This is a genomic window from Bacillus sp. G402 (genome assembly GCF_051172515.1).
Classification (GTDB): Bacteria; Bacillota; Bacilli; order Bacillales; family Bacillaceae; genus Bacillus; species Bacillus altitudinis.
Map to the genome: position 1 here is coordinate 47,114 of NZ_JBPIZC010000002.1, position 14,922 is coordinate 62,035.

The 14,922-nt window shown below is 37.5% G+C and carries 23 protein-coding genes and 1 tRNA gene; 5 read left to right on the forward strand and 19 right to left on the reverse strand.

What is annotated here, in order from left to right; translation table 11 throughout:
- Positions 1-64: 64 nt before the first annotated feature.
- The 11 genes from ACSBQP_RS08790 to ACSBQP_RS08840 form a co-directional block, all read right to left on the reverse strand.
- Positions 65-769, reverse strand: a complete 705-nt coding sequence (locus tag ACSBQP_RS08790; protein WP_317327891.1) for an MBL fold metallo-hydrolase — start codon at positions 767-769, stop codon at positions 65-67.
- On the reverse strand, positions 766-1,512 hold the full coding sequence (bet, locus tag ACSBQP_RS08795) for a phage recombination protein Bet (protein ID WP_435028340.1): 747 nt from the start codon (positions 1,510-1,512) through the stop codon (positions 766-768). Before bet ends, ACSBQP_RS08790 begins: the two co-directional genes overlap by 4 nt.
- Positions 1,505-1,750, reverse strand: coding sequence for a hypothetical protein (locus ACSBQP_RS08800; protein WP_317327893.1), 246 nt, complete (start codon positions 1,748-1,750; stop codon positions 1,505-1,507). Before ACSBQP_RS08800 ends, bet begins: the two co-directional genes overlap by 8 nt.
- On the reverse strand, positions 1,747-3,729 hold the full coding sequence (locus ACSBQP_RS08805) for an AAA family ATPase (RefSeq protein WP_317327894.1): 1,983 nt from the start codon (positions 3,727-3,729) through the stop codon (positions 1,747-1,749). The genes ACSBQP_RS08800 and ACSBQP_RS08805 overlap by 4 nt, the downstream gene beginning before the upstream one ends.
- A 102-nt stretch (positions 3,730-3,831) precedes the next feature.
- Positions 3,832-4,050, reverse strand: a complete 219-nt coding sequence (locus ACSBQP_RS08810; protein ID WP_317327896.1) for a YqaI family protein — start codon at positions 4,048-4,050, stop codon at positions 3,832-3,834.
- Positions 4,047-4,241: a hypothetical protein gene (locus tag ACSBQP_RS08815; RefSeq protein WP_435028341.1), complete on the reverse strand. Its 195-nt coding sequence runs from the start codon at positions 4,239-4,241 to the stop codon at positions 4,047-4,049. Before ACSBQP_RS08815 ends, ACSBQP_RS08810 begins: the two co-directional genes overlap by 4 nt.
- A 177-nt stretch (positions 4,242-4,418) precedes the next feature.
- Positions 4,419-4,595 (reverse strand): hypothetical protein, encoded by a 177-nt coding sequence (locus ACSBQP_RS08820; protein ID WP_155887876.1) that lies wholly within the window; start codon positions 4,593-4,595, stop codon positions 4,419-4,421.
- Entirely contained in the window at positions 4,596-4,865 is a 270-nt protein-coding gene (locus tag ACSBQP_RS08825; protein WP_008360770.1) for a hypothetical protein, read from the reverse strand. It lies immediately after the preceding gene.
- Between the two features lie 2 nt (positions 4,866-4,867).
- Positions 4,868-5,125 carry a helix-turn-helix domain-containing protein gene (locus tag ACSBQP_RS08830; protein ID WP_242730345.1) on the reverse strand — a complete coding sequence of 86 codons (258 nt, stop codon included), beginning with the start codon at positions 5,123-5,125 and terminating at the stop codon, positions 4,868-4,870.
- A gap of 92 nt (positions 5,126-5,217) precedes the next feature.
- Positions 5,218-5,415, reverse strand: a complete 198-nt coding sequence (locus ACSBQP_RS08835; protein WP_008360767.1) for a helix-turn-helix domain-containing protein — start codon at positions 5,413-5,415, stop codon at positions 5,218-5,220.
- 54 nt (positions 5,416-5,469) lie between these two features.
- Entirely contained in the window at positions 5,470-5,709 is a 240-nt protein-coding gene (locus ACSBQP_RS08840) for a helix-turn-helix domain-containing protein (protein ID WP_003213298.1), read from the reverse strand.
- Positions 5,710-5,830: 121 nt separating this feature from the next.
- Here ACSBQP_RS08840 and ACSBQP_RS08845 point away from each other — a divergent pair, with 121 nt between their 5' ends.
- The 5 genes from ACSBQP_RS08845 (at position 5,831) to ACSBQP_RS08865 (ending at position 8,942) form a co-directional block, all read left to right on the forward strand.
- Positions 5,831-6,250, forward strand: a complete 420-nt coding sequence (locus ACSBQP_RS08845) for a helix-turn-helix domain-containing protein (RefSeq protein WP_435028342.1) — start codon at positions 5,831-5,833, stop codon at positions 6,248-6,250.
- Positions 6,251-6,269: 19 nt separating this feature from the next.
- On the forward strand, positions 6,270-6,923 hold the full coding sequence (locus tag ACSBQP_RS08850) for a hypothetical protein (RefSeq protein ID WP_435028343.1): 654 nt from the start codon (positions 6,270-6,272) through the stop codon (positions 6,921-6,923).
- 77 nt (positions 6,924-7,000) lie between these two features.
- The gene (locus tag ACSBQP_RS08855; protein ID WP_216099105.1) at positions 7,001-7,495 is read left to right on the forward strand and encodes an ImmA/IrrE family metallo-endopeptidase; all 495 of its coding nucleotides are present in this window, start codon (positions 7,001-7,003) and stop codon (positions 7,493-7,495) included.
- Positions 7,488-8,771 (forward strand): tyrosine-type recombinase/integrase, encoded by a 1,284-nt coding sequence (locus ACSBQP_RS08860; RefSeq protein WP_191098158.1) that lies wholly within the window; start codon positions 7,488-7,490, stop codon positions 8,769-8,771. Before ACSBQP_RS08855 ends, ACSBQP_RS08860 begins: the two co-directional genes overlap by 8 nt.
- A 98-nt stretch (positions 8,772-8,869) precedes the next feature.
- Positions 8,870-8,942: transfer RNA gene (locus ACSBQP_RS08865), tRNA-Ala, on the forward strand.
- Between the two features lie 59 nt (positions 8,943-9,001).
- On the opposite strand, the gene ACSBQP_RS08870 is transcribed toward ACSBQP_RS08865, so the two are convergent.
- The 8 genes from ACSBQP_RS08870 to ACSBQP_RS08905 all read right to left on the reverse strand — a co-directional run bounded on the left by ACSBQP_RS08870 (position 9,002) and on the right by ACSBQP_RS08905 (position 14,914).
- The gene (locus ACSBQP_RS08870) at positions 9,002-9,448 is read right to left on the reverse strand and encodes a hypothetical protein (RefSeq protein ID WP_025207857.1); all 447 of its coding nucleotides are present in this window, start codon (positions 9,446-9,448) and stop codon (positions 9,002-9,004) included.
- Positions 9,449-9,550: 102 nt separating this feature from the next.
- Entirely contained in the window at positions 9,551-10,369 is an 819-nt protein-coding gene (locus ACSBQP_RS08875) for a peptidoglycan recognition protein family protein (RefSeq protein WP_435028344.1), read from the reverse strand.
- 19 nt (positions 10,370-10,388) lie between these two features.
- On the reverse strand, positions 10,389-10,652 hold the full coding sequence (locus ACSBQP_RS08880; RefSeq protein ID WP_116306105.1) for a phage holin: 264 nt from the start codon (positions 10,650-10,652) through the stop codon (positions 10,389-10,391).
- A gap of 12 nt (positions 10,653-10,664) precedes the next feature.
- The gene (locus ACSBQP_RS08885) at positions 10,665-10,877 is read right to left on the reverse strand and encodes a BhlA/UviB family holin-like peptide (protein WP_017367922.1); all 213 of its coding nucleotides are present in this window, start codon (positions 10,875-10,877) and stop codon (positions 10,665-10,667) included.
- A gap of 103 nt (positions 10,878-10,980) precedes the next feature.
- Complete coding sequence (locus tag ACSBQP_RS08890; protein WP_254505880.1) at positions 10,981-12,066, reverse strand: pyocin knob domain-containing protein; 1,086 nt, start codon at positions 12,064-12,066, stop codon at positions 10,981-10,983.
- 409 nt (positions 12,067-12,475) lie between these two features.
- Complete coding sequence (locus ACSBQP_RS08895; protein ID WP_255201831.1) at positions 12,476-12,598, reverse strand: hypothetical protein; 123 nt, start codon at positions 12,596-12,598, stop codon at positions 12,476-12,478.
- Between the two features lie 14 nt (positions 12,599-12,612).
- Positions 12,613-13,704, reverse strand: a complete 1,092-nt coding sequence (locus tag ACSBQP_RS08900) for a pyocin knob domain-containing protein (protein WP_232516889.1) — start codon at positions 13,702-13,704, stop codon at positions 12,613-12,615.
- 55 nt (positions 13,705-13,759) lie between these two features.
- Positions 13,760-14,914, reverse strand: a complete 1,155-nt coding sequence (locus ACSBQP_RS08905) for a hypothetical protein (RefSeq protein WP_099496706.1) — start codon at positions 14,912-14,914, stop codon at positions 13,760-13,762.
- Between the last annotated feature and the right edge of the window lie 8 nt (positions 14,915-14,922).

Sequence of the window (14,922 nt, forward strand, 5' to 3'; positions counted from 1 at the left end):
TCTGGAGCTACTGATCTAGCCAGCGTAATAAAACAATAGGGATAAGCTGTTTTAAAAAGCTCGCTCATTTCGGAACATAGACAACCTTTCCTGTTTGTTTTGCTATTTCTCGTTTGAATAACCGCTCATGACTATTAGTATCAGATAAGTGCAATAACCATATTTCCTGCACTTTTGACAAGTCGTTTGCATCTAGGAATGTCTTTAAATTCTCAAGGCTGAAATGCGATTGTATGAGCCGATTACGCATGCTTTTGTGGATTCTCCCACTCTCAATATTTGCATTTAGGATCGCTTCAGAGTAATTGCACTCGACCATGATGTGAGTGAGTCCAGGAAACTTGTATTTGATGTAATATGTGTCAGTGGCAAAGAGCAGCTTGTCTCCGTCCTCATTAGCCAATAGGAAGCCACAAGGCTCTGATACGTCGTGTTGAACATCAAAGGGCATAATAAGCCACGTGCCGATCCTAAACGTCTGTCGGGCTTTTACAAGATTGATTCTGTGATGTTTTTCCACTCCAAGAGCTTGTGCCGTTCCAGAAGACATATAACAATCAATTCCGGCTCTCAAAACATCCTTTATAGCCTTGCAGTGATCACCATGCTCATGAGTGATGAGACAACCAGCGAAACTCATCTCGAAATCAAAAGCACGTTGCATCTCTTTGAAAGTGATACCACACTCCAAAAGGAGCGGGGTTTTACCATCAGTCACCCGATAGCAATTCCCCTTACTGCTTGACGATATAGCTTTGATCTCAATCAAAATGGTGGCTCCTCGGTTAAAGCTGAAGGTTTTGAGTCAGATGGCTGTTGCTTCTCTTCTGGCTCCTTTATCGGTTCTTCTGGAACGGTATAATCCATATCAATATTTTCTGAATTCGCATTTTCATTTACTTCACGAGCAACTGTTTCAGTTGTGTCTGGTGTTTGTGTTTCTTCGTCCGTATACATGTTTCCAAGAGAATTAGGAAAGGCTTCCCTTAACGCATTGACAATGGCTGTTTTGCGGATCATGTTCATCGGCATCGTTTTCCAAGTTGATTGACCTTTGCTGAACTCATCAAAACTTATCCGAACAGGTGTAGGTGTTTCACGATCTTTTCGATAAACCGTAGCCCATCCACCTAATAATTTGTCATTTGGTAGTTTGATAGCACCCTCTATATCCACCATTTCACCGTCCCGTTCAACAATAATTCCTGCACGTATTCCGGCGAATTCTTCATTGTTTTCAGCACGCTTCATAAATGCTTCTTTTCCAACAATAATTTGTGCTGGCGATCCCTTAAATTTCACCAGGTATGCCTCATTCAAAAATGGATTGAGTTTCTGGTATTTGCATAGGTTGATAAACATGACCACTTCTTGATCCGTTACATCTGCATTACCACGTACTAAGTAGGTTTTCACCGTATTCCCTGTGAGTTTTACCTCTTCTCCATTCACAGCAAATACTGAAGGTTTTTCCATCAATTTTGTGTTTGGATTTGATTGTTGATTACTCATCCGTATCCTCCTCATAAATAAATCTGACCTTTTTGCCTTTATGCTCTCTTAGAAAGGTCTCTAGCATTCCAGCAAAATCCGTTGGACCTTTTAGGTCTCTTTCCAAAATTGCATCTTCAGGACATTCAGAGAGCGGACGAACGTCCATGACCTGTTTACCATCAATCAGAAGTTTTTCACGTCTGCAATCTTCCCAACCTATACCTGAAAGAACTTTCACTTCTACCACTTCAGTCATGCGATCACCTCACAATCTACAGTCAGCAAGTTGTCATCAGTTTCAACTCGCAGCTGCTTGTCCTTGTCGGATACTATCAAGCTAATAACTTGAGCATTCACATCGATAAGACACGTGACCGCCTCGCTGTTATCAACGAAGATCGGCGCAGAAATACCATAATGCTCATTCAATGTATTGATGATGTCTAAACCGACATTAATACGCGCCGCATTGTTTAGGCCTTTGGAGTAAGGCACACCTTCATACAGCGTTTCGCAGGTCTCAGTTAATCCACCATTCACTTGCTCTTCAAACAATTTGAAGCGAGCATACTTGAATTTGCTGTTTATCCGTTCTTCCATAAGGTTCATCTTGGTTCGTATAAACTCCTCAATGAGAAAAGTTTGTTGTTCTACCTCGTTATATTCATCAGCCATTTTCCGTTCTTCTTCCTTCAGCTCCTCAATTCGATTGAGAGCCTTTTGAGCTTGATCGATGCGAGAAAGATCATTTCGGATCAAGGTCATTTCCTGCTGTTTTTCCTTGATCTGTTCATTAATCGATTGAACAGCTCCACTAGTCTCCTGTTCATTAGACTGGATCTCGCTTTTAATTCTTTCGATCTCCTCGATCTTGGCTTGATACGTTGGATTGTTGGTAATTGGAGCAATTGATGCTTCAGCTTGCTCCATATCTTCTTTCAGTTTTTCAACGGCTGCTGTCGTAAATTTCTCTTCCAAGATCAAAAGCTGAATCTTCTCATCAACCTCGTATAACTCGTTCTGCTTATTGTCATATTCAATCCCTAATTGCTTTCCCTTATCGACTATTCGTTCTAGGGATTCACTTTTTTGTAAATTGAATTTCTCAATAGCAGCTTGGATTTGCCCTTCTGGTAATGCTTGACCACATGTCGGACAATCTGTTAGATGATCCTCAAACGTTTCCTCATTTTTTTTAGACCATTCTTCTCGCAACTCAACACGTTCTTTGTCTGTTTGAGACAAAAAGGATGTCAAGTGATCCTTTTTAGTTTTTAAGCTGTCAAGTTGATGCTTGATTTGAGAAAGACTGTTTTTCGCTTGGTAGTAGGCTTCTTTTTTCTCATTCACTATCTGAAATCTTTCTGTGTCGTGGTCATTTTTTATTTGTTGCAGATCGCCTTCGAGCTGAAGTATACGCTTCTTACGATCTGCACCTGCATCCGCTTTGATAGAGCGGGCTTCTTTCTCCATATCATCAATTGATGCCTGTATTGCTTTTAAGTCTTCTTTCAATTGCTCTTGGTTAAGAGTAGTTACATCATCAATAGAACGATTGATTTCATCGATCCGTACCGGATATTGCTCCAGGAGTTTAGTGATCTTTTTACGTTTTTCAGCAAGGATGCGCTTTTGTTCATCAAGACTTCTTTCTTCTAAGATTGAATGGAGCTTTGATAATGAACTGTTCTTTTTAATAACGTCCTCATCAGTCACAGCTCCGCCGATCTCCATGAGTACGGCCAAACGATCCTGCCACTTCATCTGTTCATTGAAATAAGAAGGAGAAGTTATCAGTTTGAAAATGTCCTCTGAGATAATGTCATTGACCTTCTCAACAAACTCTTTTTTCTTAACCGGCACGTCATTGACGTAGTAGTCAGTGGTATGGCCAGAAAAGACTTGCTTTGCTGATCCCCGTTTCTTGGTCCATTTCTCTGAATAGACCTTTTTCAATTCAACGGATTTACCATCGATCAGTAGGACAGCAGATACTTCGTGATCAATGCCACTTACCGCTTTGTTATCTTTTGAGAGCGTCTTGATCTCAAAATCTTTTTTGTTTTGGCTGTCTTTATCAAAGAGCAGCCACATAAAAGCATCAAACAACGTTGTTTTGCCTGTAGCGTTATCACCATAGACCTTTGCACTTTCTCCACCTGTTTCAAGGGTGAATGATTTAACACCCTTGAAATTTGATAGATGGAGTTCTGCCAACCTGATATTTTTGGTCATGAACAAGCCTCCATTGATTTACAGTGCCAACCTGCTATAATAGGGGTTGACACTTTTATTTTCTTTTTTTTGTAATTGGTTCACTTGTGGGAGTGAACCTTTTTAATTTGCATTCACAAAGGTAAAATCGAGTTGTTCCTTCAGATAGCGTTCCAAGTTATCAACGAGGATCATTTCACCCGCATTTCTATCAATGACATACTCATCATTAGAGAAGACCTCATCCCCGAAGTAGTCAGTTCCTACAACATCAACCACTTCAATTCCTTTTGAATAACCAGTGGCATTTATTTGAGTGATCATTGGATGTTCAATGTTCATGCTATTACCCCTACCTTTCTTCTGATCGCATCAGCAGTGAGCTTTTTATATTCCTCAAAAGCCTCTTGATTCGGGAAAAAGAAAATAGGTTCCATATGAAAAGTAATCACAATTGATCCTCCAACTTTCGTTAAACGGACTTGATCGTCACGTTTCTCTGAAAAGGGTTGAATAACAGGTTTTTCTCTCATTACTTTTTCCTCCTATTAGTTATTGATGCTTATTCGCATCGTCCGACTGCGGATGGTGCATGATTTGAGGGGATGGTGTGTGTGTGCATTGTCCATCCGCAAGCCGGACGACAAGAATAAAACTTGTCGTGCTCTTTAAAGAGCGATATAATAAATTCGATCATTTCGATATTCGATTTAAGCAGTGAGTGTAGGAGCTTGCTGCTTTTTTCTTTGTTCAAAATCCATACGTGACTTTAATTGCGTTTCGATTTGAGCCAGTGCAATTTCTCCTTCCTCACTGAACCGCTCATTACATACCTCAATGACTTCCTTCGCTTTCATTAACTTGCTTGCCACAAATACAAACTTCATTTAAATCAATCCTTTCATTTTTGTTTTTAACGATTTCGGATATGTTACAGGCGTAATCTTTGCAGCTGCCTTCAACAATTTCACCGTTGATTGTTTTTCATATTGCTGAATTTGTTTTAAAGATTTAGCAATATCTTTGTGAGCTGCTAATGCCGTATCTATATCCGCACGCTCTAATGCTTTCATTAATCTTTTTTGCAGTTGTTCAATACAGATCATTTCAGCTGTTATCCCTTCATGATCAATGCTCTTGAAAATCGCTTTTCTCATCTTCATCCTCCAAACAAAGCCATAATGGCGGTAATTTGCTGTGTGACTGCCAGTGGATCAATGCCGCATAATGTAGCAATCATTGCTTCTTTAGCGTTTGTGGCTTCCATCCACCGTACATATGTAGGTACATCAAGTACCTTCTGATCATTTTCGATCTTCGATATGCAGCTTCGAGAGCGGCTAAGCATTTCCGCAAGCTTCTCTTGGGAAATGCCTGCCTGCAATCTTGCTTTGCGAAGCACCACACCCAACCTCAACTTCCTCACCCCCTTAATGTTCCGAATTGGAACATGTTCCAATTCGGAACAGCAAATCTCTTATATCCGCTGTATTCTAAGGTGGTAAATTCTTAATCAATCACTGGCTGAAAGTTGGATTCCATTTGTGACATTTGCCATTCTTCAAGCACTTCTCTTTTAAAGAAAATTCTTTTTCTAACTCTAAAGAATGGTATTTGCCGCTCTTTCACCATTGTGTAAACCGTGTCATGATGGACTCCAAGAAAATCAGCTGTTTCTTGAACGTTCATAGTTGATTTTGTTGGCATTTTGAGAACCTCCTTCAGAACTTGTAAACCATAAGAACCGCAAAAATCATTTTATTAACCGGTGTTCTCTTTTTCATTTTGTAACTCTTGTGTACCACTTGACTCAAAAAAAATATCCCTTGGATCTTTATTTAAAACACTTGCAATTCTCAGCATAGTGAAACCAGATGGCTCTTGTCCGTGAAGCTCAATTTTCGTAATGTTTGCGCGAGACATTTCAGTTCTTCTTGCCAATTCAGATATTGACATTCCAACACCTTTTCTGATCTCACGTAATCTGTTAGTGAAAACCATGTGTTACACCTCCTCGAACAAATAGTAACACAAGGTTTACAGTAGTGTCAATCATGTTTTACACATTTTCTGTTTTAAAGAATTTAAATATAATGTAAACTACGTATTACAGGTGATGCTAATGTCCAAACTTGGAGAATATTTGATAAAAGCAAGAGGAAAACTGTCTCAAAGAGAAGCTGCCAAACGAATTGGCATAAGTCATACCTACCTTGGGAAAATTGAAAACGGAAAAGACCCAAGAACAGGTAAAGACATCAAACCAACTCCCGAAACACTCAAATTAATCTCTAAAGCATATCAATGTGATTACGAAGAATTAATGATCAAAGCTGGTTACATCGATGAGAATGAGACAAGTAATTCTGAAGGTCCTAAACTTACTGAGCATCAAAGAAAGATTTATGAGTGGGCAAAATCCCATGACGGATTATTCTTTGATAGTAAGCCAGAAGATGTAGAGGAATTAATTGAAGAGTTTGAAGTAGTGTATGAGTTGTTTAAAAAGAGAAAAGAGAGAGAGAAAAAACAAAAAAAATAATTCCTTTTAGGGGGCAATTATGAGGAAGAAAACAATATTTATAATTTGCCTATCATTGTTCGTTCTCTTAGCTGGATGTAACTCCACTAAGACGACGGATGATGTGTCTTCAGCAAAGTCAAAAGAAACAGTTTCAGAGAAAAAGCAAAAAGAAACTAAAGAAGAACCAAAAAATGAAAGTTATAAAGATGAAGAAACAGGAGAATTATACAATTTTATAAAAAGCCAAGAACAGATAGAGCCACAAAAAATGGGGCCACTAAACATAAATTTTGAAAGTGTCAGTTTATATAAATTAACAGAAATTCCTGAAGATCGATTAAGTGATTATCAAAGTCTAACAGATATTGAATTGACAAATCCTTTTCATTTTATTGATGTTAAATTTTCTGTAGAGAATACAGATAAAGAAACAATCAATTTTTCTGGTATTAGTCACTTGATTTTAGATACTAAAGAACAGATTAAAGTCAGTAATAATAACCTTTATACTGACATGGATCAATATGATATGAAACTATTCGGGAAAGCGAAAAGAGAATATCAAATTGCTGTACCTATAGAATCTGATGTTTCTAAAATCAAAAGCGTTAGAATTGTGATGAGTAAGCCATTTGACGAAAATTTGGATAATGTTTCCGAATCAAAAGAAATAACCGTGAATTTAAAATAAATGCTCGATAAGAGTATTTATTTTTACCCAAAAATAGAACACCAGTTCCCCAAAAATGATTGAAGGAGCTTATTAAGTTGAAATATATCTATACTCATTTAGAAGATAACGTTAATAGACTTTATGCAGAAATGAAAATCTTAAGTCCTTCTGAACAATCTATTGATACTATTTCCGAAAAATTAGGAATTGAAGTTTGCTATAAAGAAATTTCATCGAGAGCGATAATAAATCAGGGTACCCAAATTATTATCTTAGATAAGAGATTAAATAAGAGCATTATATGGGAAAAGTTTTGTCATGAAGTTGGCCATATTCTTTTTCATAAGGGTAATCAACTGTTGATGCCCGACTCCTTTAGGTTATATCAAGAATGGAAGTCGAATAATTTTATGTACCATTTTGCAGTACCAACTTTTATGTTGAGATCTGCAAAGATACCTATGGATCCTGATCAAGCAATTCAATTTATAACTAAAACTTTTAAAGTTACTCCCACATTTGCGAAGCATCGGCTAAACCTTTACAATCAAAAAGTTTTTTCTCAGACAAGGAGCGTTTTATATGGCTAGCATTGAAAAAAGAGGTAGCAATTCTTTTAGATTAGTTGTTGAAATTGGATATGATGCTAACGGTAAAAGGTTAAGAAAATATAAAACTATTCGTATAGAAGATCATAAACTGCTAAAAACAAAAAGAAAATTACAGGAATACCTCTCTGATCAACTTTATCAGTTCAAGATGGAAGTCCATTCTGGAGAATATATTGAGCCAGAAAAACTAACATTTGAATCCTTCATCAATAAGTGGAAAGAAAAGAAGCTATATCAAAAGAGCGGAAAACCATACTCTCTGACAACATCAGACGTTTATTGGCGTCACTTGAAAAATCATATCCTTCCCGTCTTTGGACATATGAGGATAGAACGAATAAAGAGTTTACATATCGTAGACTTTTTAGATGATTTATCGAAGGATGGTGCGAGAAAAGATGGTAAGCCAGGGGGATTAGGAGAAAGAACAATATTAGATATCTTTAAATTACTGCAGGTAGTTTTTAAAACCGCAGCTGAAGAATGGAAGATTATCAAGATTGATCCAATGAAGGGATTGCCCTTGCCAGTCAACGAGAAGAAAGAAATGAACTATTTTGAAGCAGATGAAGCTGCTCAATGTATTAAGATTCTATATGAAGAAGTTGATATTAAATGGAGACTTTATTTCTTAGCAGCTATGATAGGGGGATTGAGAAGAGGTGAAGGTCTTGCACTCGAATGGCATTTAGATGTGGATTGGGATGCTGGTGGATTTAAAATTAATCGTTCACTTTCAAAGACAATTCAAGGCAAACCGCATGTGAAAGACCCTAAGTCCAAAAGTTCAAAACGATTCGTGCAGATGCCGGATTGGTACATGAATGAACTTTCTCTTTACTATCATATGTGGAAAAGAGAAAAGGAAAAGCTCAATGATGCCTGGGAAGGTGGAGATCACCAATACATTTTTCATAGTGGTCTTGGTAAGCCTTATTACTTTACTACTCCAACTACAAAGTGGAACCGCATTACACAAAAGTATAAAATAAAAAATATCCGTTTACATGATCTACGTCACACTATGGTTGCTTTATTGATGGAAGCCGGCGAAAGTATAAGTGCTATTCAAAGACGTGCCGGACACGCTAGCGCCAGAACAACATCTGATATATATGGCCATGTAACAGATGAAATGAAAAAGAGTGCAGCGAATCACTTTAACAAGTTTGATCCTAAACATCTGAGAAACACAAATTCAGAGATAGGAAATTTCCGTCCCCAAGTCGTCCCCAAGGTTAAAAATAATGCATAATACAAATTTGAGAGATTTCTCATCAAAAATAAAAAAATAGCCTTCCCCCTTGTATTCTAAGGGGGAATTAAATATAATAATATTTATTGAAACATCCCGGGGCATTAGCTCAGCTGGGAGAGCGCTACGCTGGCAGCGTAGAGGTCAGCGGTTCGATCCCGCTATGCTCCATTATCAAAAGCCTATCCAATGATGGATAGGCTTTTTCATTTGATTTTACTCATAAAAGATTATTTGTCTGGTTCTTGAATTTGATAACCAAAGACTCCTTTTATCTCAACATCCCCACAACCTTCTTTTTTAGTCAGTTTAATACCATGGGGTCTATAAATGTAGCGACCACTTGATAAAATTCGGTCTGTTGCACTTAGATCATATTGGTTACCTGTATACTCTTTGACTGATGACGGAAAATCCGTTCCTGATAAGGATGTTCTGTAGAGTGTCACCTCTAGAGTACACCCCTCTGCATTTAGTATAGAAAATTGGTAGCCATAAGTAGATGGATATTGTTCAGGATTATTTTGACCTCCTGGTACCCACAAATCTTTTTCCTGTTCCGTCATGATGAAATCAACTTCTACTTCTCGATAAATGGTCTTAGCTGCAACCTTTTCCATATTAAAATGGAACATGACAATGAAACAAAGAGACATCATTACACTTATCCGCTTCATACAACCCCTCCATTCATTTTCACCATTATACAAAAAATAACACCAAAAATGTCTTTATTTTACTTTTTTATAATAAATAAGGGTTGATCCATTCCATATGTGTTAACTTTCTATGACCTTTCTTAATGTTTCTTTGGTCTTTGGACCATAAATGCCATCTGGGGTTAACCCATGCATCATTTGAAATCGAGACACTGCATTTGCAGTCTTGGGTCCGTAGTACCCATCGATTCCATTGTTGATCGCTCCCTTATCAGGATAAAAATAAATCGATGCTAGGGCTTGTTGTACGGCTTTTACAGCTGGCCCTTTCGTAAGAGGCTTCGTCACTTTTAAAATACCTGCGGGCAAACTGTATGTTTTTTTGACCTTGTTGATTTTAGATGTTGATCTCGTTGATATGGTTTTGATAGATGTTTCTTTCACCGGTTTAGCTGTTGTCATTTGACTTGATGCTGATGCAATACCAGCCTTGAAGCCATCCCAACGATTTAACAGCTTACGCGGACACTCTTTCCAGCTCCAATGCTTATGCGGCACCACGTTTGATAAAGGAATTCCTAAATCCCCCATCAGTTTTCGAATGAGCCATTGGGCATTTTTAACGGCTTGTTCAAAGTCACCGCCTGCATTTTCACAAATTTCAATTCCAATTGATTTCATATTGCCGGTTCCCCTGCCATCTCCTGCGTGCCAGCCATTTTCGTTTAAAGGTAAATGCTGATAAATGACCTGATCATCGACCGTGTAGTGCCAGCTAACCCCGGTACTTGCCCGAGCAACAAATGCTGCATGATTTGCCGCATCAGCCCCCCGTCCAGTGTTCGATGTATTATGCACCGTAATATAGAGCGGCTTCATCCTGTTTCCTGGTCTGTTGCGATTCTGTTTTGGGATGAGTGCTTGAATGATCTTCACCATATTGTTTCTCCTTTAAGAATTATTTTGTTAACCCTCTTTGTTTCAGGGCATCTTTTTGCAATTGACCTTTATAGGTCACATAATTATTTTTAAACCAAGCGATCATGGCAGTGACCATAGTGAAAATTGTGGAACCTGCCACATATAGTGCCTCTCCTACGGTTTGCACTTGCTCCTCGCTAATCGGCAGCACTGTTTGTCCAAACATGACAAGCGTTTGGTTGATAAGCGCAATAAAAAGAAGCACTGTGCGAATCACAGTGCCTTTGTCGAATGTTTTCATGATGTTTTCCTCCTATTTTAAATTCCGTTCAATTTTATCGAGCTTGTCGATCACGACGTCATACTTCTCACTAAACTTTGCTAACACATCATTTTGCGCCTCGATTTGCTCATTGAGTTTGTTTTCTCGTTCTTTTGTTGTGTTGAGAACATAAAACAGAATCCAGCAAAAAAGAACGGCGAATGGGCCTTGTGTCATTAAGTTTTGAACGACATCTACTTCCATTGGAATCACCTTCTTTCCGGCAAAAAAATAAAGCCATTAGGCTTTGTATATTTCTCCAGTTATATTTTGATAGTCTTCTGCTTTAGTGAATTTCTTATTGTAACTACCATAGTGGAATTGCTTCATTCATTTCAATACGTGTTACCTTTAACGGATCATTTGCAATTAATCCATCTAATTTTAAACTACCCTCTTTAGATAAAGACATCCTAGCAGATCCGTATGAACCAACCGTCGCACAAGTGAAAACGGTTAAAGAGGAAGGTTTATACGTTAAACGTGCAATTTCTGTTTCATTAATCGAAACTATTTCAAATGATCCTCTCAAATATAAAATATTTTGTCTGACAGAATATTTCAATGGATTAACTGAATATTGATTTATATTACTATTTAGATTTACATTATACCAGGTAGCATTTAAATCTGTAGACGTGAGATGTTTTTCCCATTCAGTCCATGTATAGTCAGTTTTCCTAATTCTATAAAATGAGTTTAGACCATTGACTGCATCATATATAGTTTGTAGCAAGGTATTCCCATAACTTATCACTATCATAAATGCTCTTTTGATCTCTTTTGGACCATTAAGGCCTGCATTATAAATGAGATACATTCCTGTTTCTATAATTTCGTTATAGTCGGTGGTCTCACCTATACTTTTATAAAAGGGTTGACCGTTATCCCTTGTTATTTTATGAAGTTGACTGTTGTTCCATTTATCTTGTTCAGCTGCTGTCGGAAGCTGTGTCCAATTGATAGATATGTGGTTAGGATAATAGTAAAAGTAATATGCACTGCCGGATGTATCTATTGCGAAACCTGTTCCAATATTATTTTGCCCCACTGTCTGTATCCCTCTAATTGCGTATTGTGAAGGGTTATCCTCAATCCCACTGGGCGCATAGAATGTACATGTTCCTTTGTCTTTAATTGAATCAAAAATTCTTGAACCAACGGAAATATTTAAAAGTTGTGTTCCATTATCACCTGTAATTTTATACAGCTGCGACTCATTCCATTTCTTTTTTTCTACTTCTGAAGAGTGTTGACTTGGATCATTGATATGAAGAGTTATTTGTTCTGACATACCAGTGTCGTTATGAAGCAATGTTTCCAACATATCATTGAATAGATCTGCATGAGCTTTATCACTCGTTTCAAAAGGACGAGGAGTTTGTATAACCAATGTATTTTCTCCTTTCTATATTCAATGTTTAAGATTCCTTTGTTATCTTGTTCTAAATTGGAAACAAGAAATAATAAATTCATTTGGATGATTGAACTCAAAATTTTCCATCAGCCTCTATAGATGTTCTATGAACTAGTGGAGCGTTATCCTCCCAATGCCTAACTCGATGACATCAATAAAGTGAATCAATGTAAAAAAACAGAGTGAAATTCAAGGTTAGCCATCCACAATGGAACCAATTATCTCAAAAGTACTTAGAGTGCATCGAGCTACTTAATCGTTCTTTTGTTGTATTGTGCACATAAAACAGAATCCAGCAAAAGAGAACGCCGAATAGCTTATGTCATTCGGTCTTGAACGATATCCACTTCCAGCGATATCGTCTTCTTATTAGCAAAAAAAGCCATTAGGCTTCGTATTTGTCTCCTGTAATATTTTGATAGTCGTCAGCAGAGACCATCCAACGCTTACATAAAATATAATATCCTGCCATAACAGCGCCAGTTCCAAAAATGTTTGATATCAGCAACAGTTGGAACTTCCTTAATTTAATGGAATCACCATGTCTAGGTAGTAGCCAGTTACAGCATTGTCTTTTGCAGATAGCAAGCCTGTTAGTTTCATTTCTCCATCACCATAAATAATTAATTTACTATGTCCTGTTGTACCTGATACTGGCACTGATACCACAAGACCTTTTTCTGGTAAACCTGAAATAGGAATCTTTCCACAGACGATTTCTCTAATTGCTATCAGATGTCCTCGCAGCAATAATAAGTTTCCCCATTTAGCATATTGAACCGGTCTGTCTCCGTTTGAGGAACCTTTTTCTAGCATGATATCTTGCCAAACAACTGGTGCATTAGGTGTAAGTTCCATCCAAGGTGTCCAATTGTCTGTAAATTGTGTCTTATTTCTAATAAATTTTCTTCTAGTATCAGGGATATTATCGGTTACTCCTGAATATGAAGTGAATTCTTGATAAGGGTAGGTACTATAGTTATATACTGTTAAATAACCATTATTCTTTACAGGGCCATTGATTCCTGAAAATATATAGTAAAATCCTGTTTCAGTAACTTCATCGAAATTGACTCCGTTCAAACCTTTAATTGATCCATTGTCTAAGGTAAGTTTATGGAGCTGTCCATCATTCCATTTGTGCATGTCAGTTACTGTGGGCAGTTTTGTCCATGTTATAGACGTGTGACCATAATTATAATAGAAACTGTAAGCATTTCCTGCGATATCTACCGCAAAACCTGTTCCTATATCATCTTGACCAACTGTTTGAATACCTCTCAACGAAATATTCGCTGGTGAAGGTGAGTCTTCTACACCTGCGGCTGCGTAAAATGTACACATTCCTTTATCCTTAATTGCGTCAAAAATTCTTGACTCAGCTGAAATGTTAATAAGTTGCATTCCATTATCGGCTGTGATTTTATAAGATTGTGATTCATTCCACTTTTTCTTTTCTGTTTCAGAAACATGATGCTTTGTGTCATCAGCGTGAATATCCAGTTGCTTCAACAAGTCAGAGTCATTTTTAAACAACGTTTCCAACACTTCATTAAATAGATCTGCATGGGCTTTGTCACTGGTAGTAAAGGAACGGGGTGATTTTAAATCCATTTGACCTGATCTCCTTTCTCAAATTGAATTGATTAAAAAATCTCGTGAAACAGTACTATCTTGTTCTAAATCGAAAACCAAACGTGATGAACTCATTAGGATTCAGATCATTAGAACAATATTGAACACAAACTTTTCCGTCTTTCCCAATTGCGGTCCTATGAATTTGTGGTGTACTGCCCTTACCCACGCTTGACGCCACTCCAATGAAGTGAGTCGATTGTAAGGGTCTAAATCCTTCTTCTAAAGTAAAAACAACAGATTCAAAACCAACTTTACCGCCGGTAATTGATCCAATAATTTCAACGACACCTAATGCATCTTTACTATATTGCAAAGTGTGGGGGGTACCATCGACAGAATTATATATTTTCCAATCGTTATCTAGAGGAAGTCGTACTTTTGTCCACTTCACCTCTTCATCCGCAGCAGTCAGTAATCTACGCCAGCCCTGCCAGCCTAAATTTAAATCAAGATAGTTCGTAAAGACGTTATTACGATAATCTACAGCAATCACCCATCCAAACGTCCCCTTGTTATTACTGTCCGCAGATGTAAAGTGATAAAAACCCCGTGCAGATAAAGCCGAAGGATTGTCCTGTACACCAGCTGGAGAATAAAATGTGCCAAATGTTTTTCCCGCCTGTGTAATTTTATCGAGTAAACTCTCTGTAGTTCCTACAGATACACGTACGCCACCCGTGTCATTTGTAATTTTAATTAACTGACTATCATTCCATTTATTTTGATCGGACATATTTGGCAAAGGCGTCCAACTAATAGAAAGATCACTGGACCCATATAGAAATGTATAAGCATTTCCCATTGTATCGATCGCAAATCCTGTTCCTGCATTCGCTTGCCCTACCGTTTGAATGCCTCTTAAAGCATTCGTTGTTGGACTATCTTCTATTCCACGAGGAGCGTAAAATGTACATGTTCCTTTTTCTTTAATAGCATCATAGATCTTACTAGAAGCTGGAATGCTGATTAAATGTGTCCCATTGTCTGCAGTTATTTTATAACTTTGAGAATCATTCCATTTTTGTTTCTCCAATCCAGTTACATGTTGAATCGTATCATTTTTATGACTAGTGAATTGTTCTAACAGCCCATGGTCGTTTTCAAGTAAGACTTCAACCATTTCATTAAATAGGTTTGCATGAGCTTTATCACTAGTTTCAAATGTTTTTGGTGTTTTCAAGTCCATTTTCGACT

Coding starts and splice junctions, on each gene's coding strand:
- bet (WP_435028340.1), bottom strand. CDS start 1,512: ATGAGTAATCAACAATCAAATCCAAACACAAAATTGATGGAAAAACCT.
- ACSBQP_RS08800 (WP_317327893.1), bottom strand. CDS start 1,750: ATGACTGAAGTGGTAGAAGTGAAAGTTCTTTCAGGTATAGGTTGGGAA.
- ACSBQP_RS08805 (WP_317327894.1), bottom strand. CDS start 3,729: ATGACCAAAAATATCAGGTTGGCAGAACTCCATCTATCAAATTTCAAG.
- ACSBQP_RS08810 (WP_317327896.1), bottom strand. CDS start 4,050: ATGAACATTGAACATCCAATGATCACTCAAATAAATGCCACTGGTTAT.
- ACSBQP_RS08815 (WP_435028341.1), bottom strand. CDS start 4,241: ATGAGAGAAAAACCTGTTATTCAACCCTTTTCAGAGAAACGTGACGAT.
- ACSBQP_RS08820 (WP_155887876.1), bottom strand. CDS start 4,595: ATGAAGTTTGTATTTGTGGCAAGCAAGTTAATGAAAGCGAAGGAAGTC.
- ACSBQP_RS08825 (WP_008360770.1), bottom strand. CDS start 4,865: ATGAGAAAAGCGATTTTCAAGAGCATTGATCATGAAGGGATAACAGCT.
- ACSBQP_RS08835 (WP_008360767.1), bottom strand. CDS start 5,415: ATGCCAACAAAATCAACTATGAACGTTCAAGAAACAGCTGATTTTCTT.
- ACSBQP_RS08840 (WP_003213298.1), bottom strand. CDS start 5,709: ATGGTTTTCACTAACAGATTACGTGAGATCAGAAAAGGTGTTGGAATG.
- ACSBQP_RS08845 (WP_435028342.1), top strand. CDS start 5,831: ATGTCCAAACTTGGAGAATATTTGATAAAAGCAAGAGGAAAACTGTCT.
- ACSBQP_RS08850 (WP_435028343.1), top strand. CDS start 6,270: ATGAGGAAGAAAACAATATTTATAATTTGCCTATCATTGTTCGTTCTC.
- ACSBQP_RS08860 (WP_191098158.1), top strand. CDS start 7,488: ATGGCTAGCATTGAAAAAAGAGGTAGCAATTCTTTTAGATTAGTTGTT.
- ACSBQP_RS08870 (WP_025207857.1), bottom strand. CDS start 9,448: ATGAAGCGGATAAGTGTAATGATGTCTCTTTGTTTCATTGTCATGTTC.
- ACSBQP_RS08875 (WP_435028344.1), bottom strand. CDS start 10,369: ATGGTGAAGATCATTCAAGCACTCATCCCAAAACAGAATCGCAACAGA.
- ACSBQP_RS08880 (WP_116306105.1), bottom strand. CDS start 10,652: ATGAAAACATTCGACAAAGGCACTGTGATTCGCACAGTGCTTCTTTTT.
- ACSBQP_RS08885 (WP_017367922.1), bottom strand. CDS start 10,877: ATGGAAGTAGATGTCGTTCAAAACTTAATGACACAAGGCCCATTCGCC.
- ACSBQP_RS08900 (WP_232516889.1), bottom strand. CDS start 13,704: ATGGATTTAAAATCACCCCGTTCCTTTACTACCAGTGACAAAGCCCAT.
- ACSBQP_RS08905 (WP_099496706.1), bottom strand. CDS start 14,914: ATGGACTTGAAAACACCAAAAACATTTGAAACTAGTGATAAAGCTCAT.